The following is a 12,910-nucleotide window of genomic DNA, read 5'->3' as shown; positions in this document are numbered from 1 at the left end:
GAGGGCGGCCGTGACTTTCGCCCGGAGAACTCCGTTGCGGACCGGTCCGGCCCGCGTCGAGGATCGGGGCATGCCGACCTTCACCGCCCCGGACGGGACCGAGCTCGCCTACCACGTACGGGGCGAGGGCGAGCCGCTCGTCGTACTGCCCGGCGGCCCCATGCGCGCCTCCGCCTACCTCGGCGACCTGGGCGGTCTCGCCGCCCACCGCCGCCTTGTCCTCCTCGACCTGCGCGGCACCGGCGACTCCGCCGTCCCGGCGGACCCGGCGACGTACCGCTGCGACCGGCAGGTGGACGACGTCGAGGCGCTGCGCGTCCATCTGGGACATGAGCGGATCGACGTGCTCGCCCACTCCGCGGGCGGCAGCCTCGCGCTGCTGTACGCGGCCAGGTACCCGCACCGGGTGTCGCGGCTCGCGCTGATCACCGCCACGCCGTGGGCCCTGGGTCGGCCGGCCACGGCCGAGGACCGGCTGACGGCGGCTCGGCTGCGCACGGACGAACCCTGGTTCGCAGCGGCGTACCCGGCGTTCGAGGCGTGGCTCGCGGGCGGGGACGATCCCGACTGGGAGGTCGTCGGCGCCTTCTTCCACGGCCGGTGGGACGCAGCCGCCCGCGCCCACGACGCCGCCGCGGACGAGCAGACCAACTCCGAGGCGGAGAAGGCGTTCCTGGACCCGGAGGCCTTCGACCCGCCCGCCCTGCGGGCCGCCCTCGCGGACCTGGCCGCCCCGGTACTGGTGCTCGCCGGAGAGGTGGACGGCGGGCCGCGCCCCGAACTCGCCCGGCTCCTCGCCGACGCCTTCCCGAACGCCGAGTTCGCCGTACAGCCAGGTGCCGGCCACTACCCGTGGCTGGACGACCCGGAGTGGTTCGCCGGACGCGCCGCCGCCTTCCTCGCCGGCACACCGGTCGCCGGTTCGGTGCCGCCCGCCTAAACTGAGTGTGCCTCCACCAGCGAACTCGAGCCGCGGAGTGGGCCATGCCCGACCAGCCGAAGCTCCCCATCGTGTACGTGAGGGGATTCGCGGGCGACACCTCGGGAATCAACAACGTCGTCCAGGACCCCTTCTACGGCTTCAACGAGGGATCGACGCATGTGCGCGTCGGACCGGACGACAAGCCGGCGTTCCACCAGTTCGAGAGCCCGTTGCTGCGGCTGCATCTCGACGAGGGGTACCGGATCCTGGTGCAGGGCGGCCAGGAGACGTACCTGGACACGCACGACGAGATCCCGTCCGACAGCATCTGGATCCACCGCTTCTACGACGCCTCGGCGAGCACCTGGAGCACGAGCCCCAGGAAGTTCCGCCTCGAGGACGCGGCCGAGGATCTGCTCCGCCTCGTCAGGAGGCTCAAGGAGAAGAGCGGCGCGCCGCGGGTCCACCTCGTGGCCCACTCCATGGGCGGCCTCGTCTGCCGCTGTCTGGTCCAGAAGATCCTCCCCGAGCTGGGTGAGGACCCGGCGGACCACGTGGACAGGTTCTTCACCTACGGCACCCCGCACGGAGGCATCGCCTTCGATGTCGGGTTCGGTCTCGTCGAGCGGCTGATGGCCGCCACCGGCATCAGTGGCGCCGACGTCTTCGCCCCCCGGCGCATGTACGAGTACCTCACGCCCGACTCCCTGCGGGAGGACGACGGCCCGCCGGAGAACTGGGACCCGCGGGAGATTCCCGAGGGCGGATTCCCGCCGCACCGGGTCTTCTGCCTGGTGGGCACGGATCCCACCGACTACGACGTCGCCCACGGCTTGTCCGCGCGTGCCGTCGGCGCCCGCAGCGACGGGCTGGTGCAGATCGACAACGCCCAGGTGCCCCACGCGCACCGGGCGTTCGTCCACCGCAGTCACAGCGGGCGCTACGGACTCGTCAACTCCGAGGAGGGCTACCAGAACCTCCAGCGCTTCCTCTTCGGCGACCTGCGGGTCCAGGCCGAACTGGTCGGCCTCCGGCTGCCCCGCGAGAGCCGCGGCACCAGCTGGCAGGCCGAGGTGCGGCTGGCCGTGCGCGGGCTGCCCAGCGTGATGCACGAACAGCTGTCCGCCCACTGGTGCCCGATCCAGCTGCCGGAGCCGCACGGCGACGGCACGGCCGCCGAGCCCGTCCCGCTGGCGACGACGTTCCTCAACAGCAAGGCGCCCCGGCCCCCGGAGACCCCCACGCTGCGCTACGCGCTGCACCTGCGGATCCTGTCCCTGCGGGAGCGGGACGGAATCCTGCGCTTCACCGACCACCTCGAACAGACCGCGGACTTCGCCGACATCCTCGTCGTCGACGTCGGCTCCGCCGAGCCGGGCCCTGGTGTCTGGGCCGTCTGGAACTCGGACCTCCCCGGCGCCATCTGGGAGCACCGGCCCACCGGCACGCCGTGCGGCGACGAAGACCCCCGCAGCGGCGTCTGGCTGGCCCACATCCCCCTCCCCGCGACGGCGGCGCCGATCCTGGGGGAGGGGGCCAGCATCCGGCTGACGGTCACGCCCTGGGGCTGACGCCCCGCAGCTGACGCCCCGCCGGGTCAGCGGTCCTCGGCGACCGCCACCTCGCGCGCCCACCGGTAGTCCGCCTTCCCGCTCGGCGAGCGGCGGATGGACTCCGCGACCACCAGCTGACGCGGGATCTTGTAGCCGGCGAGCCGGGAGCGGCAATGACGCTGGATGTCGTCCAGCGAGGGCCGCGCGGCGCCGCTGCGCACCTGCACGACCGCCGCCACATGGTTGCCCCACGTCGGGTCCGGCACCCCGGCCACCAGGGCGTCGTACACGTCCGGATGAGACTTCAGCGCCTGTTCGACCTCCTCGGGGTACACCTTCTCGCCCCCGGTGTTGATGCACTGCGAGCCGCGCCCGAGGACCACGACCACGCCCTCCTCGTCGACGGTCGCCATGTCGCCGAGCAGCACCCAGCGTTCGCCGTCCTTGCGGAAGAAGGTCTCGGCCGTCTTCGCCGGGTCGTTGTAGTAGCCGAGCGGCACATGACCGCGCTGGGCGACCCGCCCGACCTCGCCCGCGGCGACCGGCTCGTGGGTGGCGGGATCGACCACCTGTGTACGGGAGTTGACGCGGACCCGGAAGCCGCGCTCGGGCCCCGAGTCCTCCGTCGCCGTGCCGTTGAACCCGGACTCCGAGGAGCCGAAGTTGTTCAGCAGCATCGCGTTCGGCATCAGCGCCCGGAACTGGCGGCGGACCGTGTCCGACATGATCGCGCCGGACGAGGACACGCTGAACACCGACGAACAGTCCGTGCCCCTCAGGGGGCCTTCGAGCGCGTCGATCAACGGCCGCAGCATCGCGTCGCCCACCAGGGAGATGCTGGTGACCTTCTCCTTCTCGATCGTCCTCAGTACTTCCTCGGGCACGAACTTGCGGTGGATCACGACGCGTTGACCGAAATTGAAGCCGATGAAGGCGGTGAGGGTGGAGGTGCCGTGCATCAGCGGCGGGGTGGGGAAGAAGGTGATCCCCGTACCGCCGGCCGCGACCCGCTCGGCGATCTCCTCCGGCTTCTTCACCGGTTCACCGGTGGGTGAGCCGCCGCCCAGCCCCGAGAAGAACAGATCCTCCTGACGCCACATCACCCCCTTGGGCAGGCCTGTCGTGCCGCCGGTGTAGATGATGAACTGGTCGTCGCCCGAGCGGTCCGGGAACCCGCGCGCGGGGGAGCCGCTCGCCTCGGCGTCCGTGAAGGAGGTGATGCCCTCGCCCGGCGGGCCCACCCGGATCAGGTGCCGCAGCGCCGGCGTCTGCGGCAGCGCCGCCGCCACCCGGTCCGTGAACTCCGCGTCGAAGACGAGCGCCACCAGATCCGCGTCCCGGTAGAGGTAGACCAACTCCTCCTCCACATAGCGGTAGTTGACGTTGACCGGCACGATCCGCGCCTTGAGGCAGCCGAGCACCGTCTGGAGGTACTCGACGCCGTTGTACAGATGCAGGCCGAGGTGCTCGCCGGGGCGGATCCCGCTGTCGAGGAGGTGGTGGCCGACGCGGTTGGCCGCCGCGTCCAGCTCCGCGTACGTCAGACGGCGTTCCGCGCCCGTGCCGGGGTGGTCGACGTACACGAGCGCCTCACGGTCCGCCGCCACGTCGACGACCGACTCGAACAGGTCGGCAAGGTTGTACTCCACCGCTCCTCCTGACCGGGGGGCCTGGTTCTCCGACGGTTCGTCGGTCATCTGAGCAAAGGGGGCGGCAAGTGGGAAGGGCTCGCGCCAATAAATCTGACTGACTGTCAGAAAACCCTTGAAGTGCCATCACGCCTCCTGCAACCTGTTCTCGTTCTTTCCGAGGGGAGACCTGCGATGGGCGGCACCGAACACCTCACCGTGCGCCGCGAAGGCGCCACACTCGTGCTCACGCTCAACAGACCGGAGGCCAGGAACGCGCTCTCGATCGCCATGCTCGTCGGCCTGTACGACGGCTGGCTCGAGGCCGACGCGGACGACTCGGTCCGCTCGATCGTCTTCACCGGCGCGGGCGGTTCCTTCTGCGCCGGCATGGACCTCAAGGCCCTGGCCGGCCGCGGCATGGAGGGCGAGCGGCACCGCGACCGGCTCAAGGCCGACCCCGACCTGCACTGGAAGGCGATGCTCCGCCACCACCGCCCCCGCAAGCCGGTGATCGCCGCCGTCGAGGGGTACTGCGTGGCGGGCGGCACCGAGATGCTCCAGGGCACCGACATCCGCGTCGCGGGCGAGTCCGCCACCTTCGGCCTCTTCGAGGTGAAACGCGGCCTCTTCCCGATCGGCGGCTCGACGGTCCGGCTGCCACGCCAGATCCCGCGCACCCACGCTCTGGAGATGCTGCTCACCGGCCGGTCGTACAGCGCACGGGAGGCCGCGGCCATCGGCCTGATCGGGCATGTCGTCCCCGACGGCACCGCCCTGGAGCGGGCCCTGGAGATCGCCGAACGCGTCAACGCCTGCGGGCCGTTGGCCGTCGAAGCCGTCAAGGCGTCGGTGTACGAGGCCGCCGATCTCACCGAGACCGATGGCCTCGCCGCGGAACTCGCCCGGGGCTGGCCGGTCTTCGACACCGACGACGCGAAGGAAGGCGCGCGTGCCTTTACGGAGAAGCGGGCGCCGGTCTACAAGCGTGCGTGACGCTCCGCCGGGTGAGCGGGTGGTGCATGTCGTTCGCGGTCTGCGGGGCCGTCATGGCTGGTCGCGCAGTTCCCCGCGCCCCTTGCGGGGCGCCCCCCTTGACGTCGGCTTCCCGAGGAGGCAGCCCCGATGCCCGAAGTTCTCAAAGCTCCGCTTGTTGTCGAGTTTCCGTTCACCCGGTCTCTCGGGCCCGTCCAGAGTGCCTTTCTCACAGGCCTGCGTGAGCGGGTCGTTCTCGGGGTGACGACCACCGACGGCCGCACCCTCGTCCCGCCCGTCGAGTACGACCCGGTCACCGCCGACGACCTGCGCGACCTGGTCGAGGTCGGCTCCACCGGCACGGTCACCACCTGGGCCTGGAACCACGCGCCCCGCCGCGGGCAGCCCCTCACCACCCCCTTCGCCTGGGTCCTGGTCCGCCTCGACGGCGCCGACACCGCCCTCCTGCACGCCCTCGACGCCCCCGGCCCCGACGCCGTCCACACCGGAATGCGCGTCCGGATCCGCTGGGCCGGGGAACGCACCGGCGCCATCACCGACATCGCCTGCTTCGAGCCGTACGACGGCGAACCGGCCGAACTCACGGGCAGCACCGGCGAGTTCGCTGACCCGGTCGGCGGCATCGTCGCCGCCGCGCGGCTCGACTACACCTACTCGCCCGGCCGCGCCCAGACCGCCTACATCAACTCCCTCGTCGACCGCAGGACCGTCGGCGAGCGCTGCCCGTCCTGCCGCAAGGTGTACGTCCCGCCGCGCGGAGCCTGCCCCACCTGCGGCGTCCCGACCGCCGAGCAGGTCGAGGTCGGACCGCGCGGGACCGTCACCACCTTCTGCATCGTCAACATCAAGGCGAAGAACCTCGACATCGAGGTGCCCTACGTCTACGCCCACATCGCCCTCGACGGCGCCGACCTCGCGCTGCACGCCCGCATCGGCGGCATTCCCTACGACCAGGTGCGCATGGGTCTGCGCGTCGAACCCGTGTGGACGGACGGAGCCCGCTACCCCGACCACTACCGGCCGACCGGCGAACCCGACGCGGACTACGACGCCTACAAGGAGCTGCTATGACCCGGGACATCGCGGTGGTGGCCTTCGCGCAGACCGACGTCCTGCGCACCACCGACGAGCTCTCCGAGGTCGAGATGCTCATGCCGGTCCTGCACAGCGTCCTGGACCGGACCGGCCTGAAGACCGCCGACATCGGCTTCACCTGCTCCGGCTCCAGCGACTACCTCGCCGGCCGGGCCTTCTCCTTCACCCTCGCGCTCGACGGCGTCGGTGCCTGGCCGCCCATCTCGGAGTCCCATGTCGAGATGGACGGCGCCTGGGCGCTGTACGAGGCGTGGACCAAGCTGCTCACCGGCGACGCCGACACCGCACTCGTCTACTCCTACGGCAAGTCCTCGCCCGGCTCCCTGCGCGACGTGCTCACCCGTCAGCTCGACCCGTACTACGTCGCCCCGCTGTGGCCCGACTCCGTCGCCCTCGCCGCCCTCCAGGCGCAGGCCCTGATCGACGCGGGCGACACCGACGAGAGCGCCCTCGCCGCGATCGGTGTCCGCAGCCGCCGCGTCGCGACCCTCAACTCCCGTGCTCAGCTCCGTGGTTCGCTCCCCCAGGGGGATTACGTCGTACGGCCGCTGCGCACCGGCGACTGCCCGCCCGTCGGCGACGGCGCCGCCGCCGTGATCCTCGCGGCCGGGGCGCGGGCCCGCGAGCTGTGCTCCCGGCCCGCCTGGATCCGGGGCATCGACCACCGGATCGAGGCCCACGCGCTCGGCGTGCGCGACCTGACCGATTCGCCCTCCACCCGCCTGGCCGCCGAACGGGCCGGGGCCTTCGAACGGCCCGTCGACACCGCCGAGCTGCACGCTCCGTTCAGCTCGCAGGAGGTCGTCCTGCGCAAGGCGCTGCGGCTCGACGACAGCGTGCGGGTGAACCTGTCCGGCGGTGCCCTCGCCGCCAACCCGATGATGGCCGCCGGCCTCGTCCGCGTCGGCGAGGCCGCCGCCCGTATCCACCGGGGCGAGTCCGACCGCGCCCTCGCCCACGCCACCTCCGGCCCGTGTCTCCAGCAGAACCTGGTCGCCGTACTCGAAGGGGAACCGCGATGAGCAAGGAGCCCGTGGCCGTCGTCGGGATCGGCCAGACCAAACACGTCGCGGCCCGCCGGGACGTGTCGATCGCGGGGCTCGTCCGCGAGGCCGCCCTACGCGCCCTCGAGGACGCCGAGTTGACGTGGGCCGACATCGACGCCGTCGTCATCGGCAAGGCCCCCGACTTCTTCGAGGGCGTCATGATGCCCGAGCTCTACCTCGCCGACGCGCTCGGCGCGGTCGGCAAGCCGATGCTCCGGGTGCACACGGCCGGGTCCGTCGGCGGGTCCACGGCCCTCGTCGCCGCCAATCTCGTCGCGGCCCGCGTCCACGGCACCGTGCTGACCCTCGCCTTCGAGAAACAGTCCGAGTCCAACGCCATGTGGGGCCTCTCCCTGCCGATCCCCTTCCAGCAGCCCCTGCTCGCCGGGGCCGGCGGATTCTTCGCGCCACATGTGCGGGCCTACATGCGGCGCAGCGGCGCCCCCGACACCGTCGGCTCACTGGTGGCGTACAAGGACCGGCGCAACGCGCTGAAGAACCCCTACGCCCACCTCCACGAGCACGACATCACGCTGGAGAAGGTCCAGGCCTCGCCCATGCTCTGGGACCCGATCCGCTACTCGGAGACCTGCCCCTCCTCCGACGGCGCCTGCGCGATGATCCTCACCGACCGGGCCGGAGCCGCCCGTGCGCCCCGGCCGCCCGCCTGGATGCTCGGCGGCGCGATGCGCAGCGAACCGACCCTGTTCGCCGGCAAGGACGCCGTGTCGCCGCGGGCCGGCCAGGACTGCGCCGCCGACGTCTACCGGCAGGCCGGCGTCACCGACCCGCGCCGGGACATCGACGCCGTCGAGATGTACGTACCGTTCTCCTGGTACGAGCCCATGTGGCTGGAGAACCTCGGCTTCGCCGACGAGGGCGAGGGCTGGAAGCTGACCGAGGCCGGGGTGACGGAGCTCGACGGCGACCTGCCCGTCAACATGTCGGGCGGTGTCCTGTCCACCAACCCCATCGGCGCCTCCGGCATGATCCGCTTCGCGGAGGCGGCGCTCCAGGTGCGCGGCCAGGCCGGGGAGCACCAGGTGGAGCGGGCCGGGAAGGTCCTCGGGCACGCCTATGGCGGTGGCTCGCAGTTCTTCTCCATGTGGCTCGTGGGAGCGCGGCCACCGGAGTCCTGAAAGGTCCCCCTCACGTGCTCTGTCGGGCTCCGGAACCGATCGCTAGGCTGGCCCGCGGACGACGAACCGGGAGGAGCACGGACGTGGCCGAGAGCACCATCCAGCAGCAGCCGCTCACGGGCTGGGACAAGCCGGAGCTGGACCTCAGCAACGCCGAGTGGCAGTCCAGCAGCCGGGGGCGGGGGGATGTCCAGATCGCCTTCGTCGAGGGATTCATCGCGATGCGCAACAGTGGCAGCCCCCAGAGCCCTTCCCTGATCTTCACGCCCGCCGAGTGGGGCGCGTTCGTGTCGGGGGCGCGGGAGGGGGAGTTCGACCTGACCTGAGACCGGGGTCGGCCGGACGGCCGGCACCGGGAGCCTGCCCGGACGGGGGGACGGGCGGGGCCCGGGCGGGCAGGCGACGTCGGCCGCCACCACCCGGGGAGTGACGGCCCCGGGACGACGAACCGCGTCCCTCCCGGCGGTCGCCGGACGGCGCTGTCCACGTACCATGGCGGCATGTCGTTCCTCCGCCGCCGCAGCGCCACTCCCGCCGGGCCCGACTTCGACGTCCTGGCCATGGATCCGGGCGACTGGCCCGGCAATCTGGGCGCCGGGCTGCTGCCCGCCCCCGACGGCAGCTGCCAGGGCGTCTTCCTGCGCTACGACCTCTTCGGCGGTCGTGGCCCCGCGATGATCATCGGCAATCTTCCCGAGGGCTCCCCGGCCCGTGAGGTGGAGGAGGGGGAGGTCCCCTTCGAGGTCGCCCAGCTCCTGCTCGCGCTGGAGAACGACGAGGAGGTGACCGTCGTCGGCACCGAGGACATGCCGGTGATGCAGGGCGACAACCTCCTGATCGTGCGCCGCCTCAAGCTCTCCGAGGGCCGGATCTCCTGTGTGCAGTTCGACCGCAGCGACAACGTCCTGGTGACCATCGCCGCCTGGGACCGCCCCATCACCGACGATCTGTACGCCCTGCTGAAACCGCTCCCGGCGGAGCTGTTCCAGCAGGGCTGAGGCGCGCCTACGACGTGGACGACACCAGCTTCACGTCCGCGGCCCGCACGAACGCCACCCGGTGGCCGTACTGGATCTCGTAGTACTGGTCCTCGCCGATCACGACCTGGTGCGAGCCGGTGGCGAAGGTGACCGCGTAGTAGTACTCGCCCGGCACCTTGTCACCGACGACGTACTTCTGGCCCTTCGGCAGGGTGTACGGCAGCGGTGACACCGCCTGGGCCGGGACGCCCGCCGGGTAGGCCGACGCCTCCGGGTAGGCGCGGCCGTAGACCGGAACGCTGTCGCGGCCGTCCTTCGGAGTGATCACCTGGCCCGCCGCGGGTACCGCCGTCGGCTGGTCCTTCGGGTTGTGGAACCACGCCTTCTGGCCCAGGTACCAGATCGCCGTCCAGTCACCCCACTGGTCGGCGACCGCGTACTGCTGGCCGGTGGACACCCGCGAGGAGATGTCGTTCACGCCCGTGGTCGGGGCCGAGCCCTGGCCGATGTCCTTGATCAGGGCCGACTTCTCGTCGTGGTCGGAGTACAGCCGCACCGCGCCGGAACCATGGGCCGCGCACGGCCGGCCCTTGGTGACGCAGTCCGTGTACACCGGCTGGTTGGCGAGGTAGTCCGGCCGGATCGTCACCAGACCGCCGCCGCTCCTGCGGGCCGTCGCCGCGAAGGGCCGGTCCAGCAGTTCGAAGTAGTGCCGCCAGTCCCAGTAGGGGCCCGGGTCGGTGTGCATCCCGGAGACGGTCGCGGTGGTCGGCCCGGGCACGTTGTCGTGGCCCAGGACGTGCTGCCGGTCCAGCGGGATGCCGTACCGCGCGGCCAGGTACTTCACCAGCCGCGCCGACGACCGGTACATCGCCTCCGTGTACCAGGAGTCCGGCTGGGCGAGGAAGCCCTCGTGCTCCAGGCCGATCGACTTGGCGTTGACGTACCAGTTGCCCGCGTGCCAGGCCACGTCCTTGGCCTTCACATGCTGGGCGACATGCCCGTCGGTGGAGCGCAGGGTGTAGCTCCAGGACACATAGGTGGGGTCCTGGACCATGTTCAGCACCCCCTCCCAGCCGCCCTCGGTGTCGTGCACGACGATGTACTTGATGCTCGGCGCGACAGGCCGACCGCCGAGGTCGTGGTTGCCGTAGTCGTTGTCGCCGAACTGTTCGTACGGCGCCGGGATCCACTCGCAGGACACCGTCGTCGGGCACTCGGTGCCAGTCGTGGAGGCCGTGCGCAGGCCGGTCTCCCGTAGCTGGGCGGTCCGCGGGGCCAGACCCGGCACGGCGGCCAGGGCGACCGGCCCACCGGCGTCCGTGGTGCGCTCCGCGCCGGTGCGGAGCACGTCGTACACGTCGTCGGCGTAGGTGGCGGCCGTCGCGCTGTCGTCCGCGCCCGAGAAGCGCGCCACCGCGCCGTACCAGTCCGCCGGGTCGGCGCTCAGCGGCTCGCCCAGGCTCCGCTGCGCGGCGGCGAGGAGCGCGGCGCCGCCCGCGATGTTGGCCGCGGGGTCCGTGCGCAGCTCCTCGGCGCTGAGGCCGGTCAGCTCCGCCGCCCTCGGCAGCGTCCGCAGCCGGGCCGGGATCTCGTCGCCGGCCGGGAGCCGCGTCTCCGGGACACGGGCCGGGCGGGCGGAGTCGCCGCGGGCGTCCTCCGCGCCCTGGCTGTGGTGCGGGGCCTCGGCGAGCGCCGTACGGGCGTCGGTGAGGTGCATCGGCCCGTAGCCGCCGGTCACGCTGGGCGCTCCGCCGTGCGTGTCCCAGCGGGACTGGAGGTAGGAGACGCCCAGCAGCAGGCTCCGCGGCACGTGGTACTCGGCGGCCGCGGCGGCGAAGGCCCGCCGGAGGCTGGTCGCTTCGGCAGCTCGGGAAGTCGAGGGATCCGTGGCCTCGGCCGGGGAGGCCGCGCCGAGCAACGGGAGCAGCAGAGCCGCCGACGCCATGGCGCCTGCGGCTCTACGGGTGTGTCTGCCAGGTCCGGGGGGAGTGACGGGTTTTCGCAATGCGGCCTCCTGGGACGAGCGGGCGGGGCGATGCGGGGCCGGACAGGAACCAACTGTCACCGGCTTTCCGACAACCCGTCAATCATGCCCACAGACAGGAGATTTCCCTCGTCAAGACACCGCTGACGCACCCCGGGGGTCCGCGGCGCGCCGCCGTTCAGGCGCAACCGCGGACCCCCGTCCCCTCAGCGAGTGCCGACCGCCGCGCGTACGGCCCGGCGGGCCAGCTGGCAGTCGTCGTGCAGCCGTCGCAGCAGCAGGCGCTGTTCCTCGCCGGACGGCGCGCCACCCGGATGGGCTCCCGGGGCCGTCGCGGCGACGTCGTGCATCGAACGCTGCACGGCCGTCTCGTAGGTGCGGATCTCGCGGGTCAGGACCAGCATCAGGTTCACCAGGAAGGCGTCACGCGAGGCCGGGCCCGCCGACTGGGCGATCTGGCTGATCTGACGGCGCGCCACCGGCGCGTCGCCCAGCGCCGACCACAGTGTCGCCAGGTCGTAGCCCGGCAGATACCAACCCGCGTGCTCCCAGTCCACCAGCACTGGACCGGCCGGTGAGAGAAGGATGTTCGACAGGAGGGCGTCGCCGTGACAGAACTGGCCCATGCCCTGCCGGCCCGCGGTGGCCGCGATGCCGTGCAGCAGCTTCTGGAGGTCGCCCATGTCCCGGTCGGTGAGCAGACCCAGCTCGTGGTAGCGGGAGATACGGGCGGCGTAGTCCAGCGGGGCGTCGAACGTCCCCGCCGGCGGCCGCCAGGCATTGAGCCGGCAGACCGCGCCGAGTGCCGCCCGGACGTCCGCCCGCGGCGGGGCCTCGGTGGGGTGCAGCTGGAGTGCCGCCACCCGCCCCGGCATCCGCTCGATCACCAGTGTGCAGTTGTCCGGGTCCGCCGCGATCAGTCTCGGCGCCCGTACCGGAGGGCGGTGCCGGACGAACGTGCGGTACGCGGCTATTTCGTGCCGGATCTGCTCGGCCCACACGGGGGAGTGGTCGAGTAAACACTTGGCGACCGCCGTGCTGCGGCCGGTCGTGCCGACCAGCAGCACCGAGCGTCCGCTGCGGCGCAGCACCTGGACCGGGGCGAACTCCGGGCAGATCCGGTGCACGGACGCGATCGCCGTGCGCAGCTGGGCGCCCTGGGGGCCGGACAGGTCGAGTCTCCCGCTGAGCGGTTGGGTGCCGAGCCCCGCGGGACGCCGGGCCGGACCGGCGCCGAGCCCGGGAGCCGCCGACCGCGCGGCGGGATCGAGATAGGGGCCGCCGCCGCCCGGGCGGGTGTGCAGCGACCGGGGCGGGGCGGACACGGAGGACGATGCTGCGTACATGGGAGAAACAGATCCCTTCGTGTGCCGGACGTCAGAACGCTGCCCCGACCGGTCCTTTCGGGTACACCCTGGGGAATGTCCCTCGGCGACCGGGTCGGGGTGGCGCTTTCCTACCTGACACCCATCGCCCAGTGGCACACCATCTGGCGAACCCTGGCGAACCCTGGCGAATAGTCGCCCGGCAACTTTCACCGGGCTACTGTCAACTCAGCCGAGAA

General features: G+C 72.0%; 11 protein-coding genes. 8 read left to right on the top strand and 3 right to left on the bottom strand.

The features are described 5' to 3' along the window. Positions 1-70: 70 nt before the first annotated feature. A complete protein-coding gene (locus G9272_RS04495; RefSeq protein WP_171395317.1) occupies positions 71-940 on the top strand; it encodes an alpha/beta fold hydrolase in 870 nt (289 codons plus the stop codon). A 44-nt stretch (positions 941-984) separates the two neighbouring features. After that, entirely contained in the window at positions 985-2,493 is a 1,509-nt protein-coding gene (locus G9272_RS04490) for an esterase/lipase family protein (protein WP_171395316.1), read from the top strand. A gap of 26 nt (positions 2,494-2,519) precedes the next feature. Here the strand turns inward: G9272_RS04490 and G9272_RS04485 are convergent, their stop codons facing one another. Then, complete coding sequence (locus G9272_RS04485; protein ID WP_171395315.1) at positions 2,520-4,124, bottom strand: acyl-CoA synthetase; 1,605 nt, start codon at positions 4,122-4,124, stop codon at positions 2,520-2,522. A gap of 174 nt (positions 4,125-4,298) precedes the next feature. Between G9272_RS04485 and G9272_RS04480 the strand changes: the two genes are divergently transcribed. The 6 genes from G9272_RS04480 to G9272_RS04455 all read left to right on the top strand — a co-directional run bounded on the left by G9272_RS04480 (position 4,299) and on the right by G9272_RS04455 (position 9,377). Further along, positions 4,299-5,099, top strand: coding sequence for a crotonase/enoyl-CoA hydratase family protein (locus G9272_RS04480; protein ID WP_171395314.1), 801 nt, complete (start codon positions 4,299-4,301; stop codon positions 5,097-5,099). Between the two features lie 129 nt (positions 5,100-5,228). Further along, positions 5,229-6,170 carry a Zn-ribbon domain-containing OB-fold protein gene (locus G9272_RS04475; RefSeq protein ID WP_171395313.1) on the top strand — a complete coding sequence of 314 codons (942 nt, stop codon included), beginning with the start codon at positions 5,229-5,231 and terminating at the stop codon, positions 6,168-6,170. After that, positions 6,167-7,216, top strand: a complete 1,050-nt coding sequence (locus G9272_RS04470) for a thiolase domain-containing protein (protein ID WP_171395312.1) — start codon at positions 6,167-6,169, stop codon at positions 7,214-7,216. Before G9272_RS04475 ends, G9272_RS04470 begins: the two co-directional genes overlap by 4 nt. After that, positions 7,213-8,379, top strand: coding sequence for a thiolase domain-containing protein (locus G9272_RS04465; RefSeq protein ID WP_171395311.1), 1,167 nt, complete (start codon positions 7,213-7,215; stop codon positions 8,377-8,379). Before G9272_RS04470 ends, G9272_RS04465 begins: the two co-directional genes overlap by 4 nt. Positions 8,380-8,462: 83 nt before the next feature. Then, the gene (locus tag G9272_RS04460; RefSeq protein WP_020126126.1) at positions 8,463-8,705 is read left to right on the top strand and encodes a DUF397 domain-containing protein; all 243 of its coding nucleotides are present in this window, start codon (positions 8,463-8,465) and stop codon (positions 8,703-8,705) included. Positions 8,706-8,879: 174 nt separating this feature from the next. After that, positions 8,880-9,377: a hypothetical protein gene (locus G9272_RS04455; RefSeq protein WP_062646030.1), complete on the top strand. Its 498-nt coding sequence runs from the start codon at positions 8,880-8,882 to the stop codon at positions 9,375-9,377. Between the two features lie 7 nt (positions 9,378-9,384). Here G9272_RS04455 and G9272_RS04450 read toward each other — a convergent pair whose 3' ends face one another. Further along, the gene (locus G9272_RS04450) at positions 9,385-11,307 is read right to left on the bottom strand and encodes an N-acetylmuramoyl-L-alanine amidase (protein WP_171395310.1); all 1,923 of its coding nucleotides are present in this window, start codon (positions 11,305-11,307) and stop codon (positions 9,385-9,387) included. A gap of 245 nt (positions 11,308-11,552) precedes the next feature. Beyond that, positions 11,553-12,692 carry an aminoglycoside phosphotransferase family protein gene (locus G9272_RS04445; RefSeq protein WP_171395309.1) on the bottom strand — a complete coding sequence of 380 codons (1,140 nt, stop codon included), beginning with the start codon at positions 12,690-12,692 and terminating at the stop codon, positions 11,553-11,555. Positions 12,693-12,910: the final 218 nt, after the last annotated feature.

The organism is Streptomyces asoensis, assembly GCF_013085465.1.
GTDB lineage: Bacteria > Actinomycetota > Actinomycetes > Streptomycetales > Streptomycetaceae > Streptomyces > Streptomyces cacaoi_A.
The sequence above is the reverse complement of the archived record's forward strand: the minus strand, read 5'-3'. Positions and strand labels throughout refer to the sequence as shown.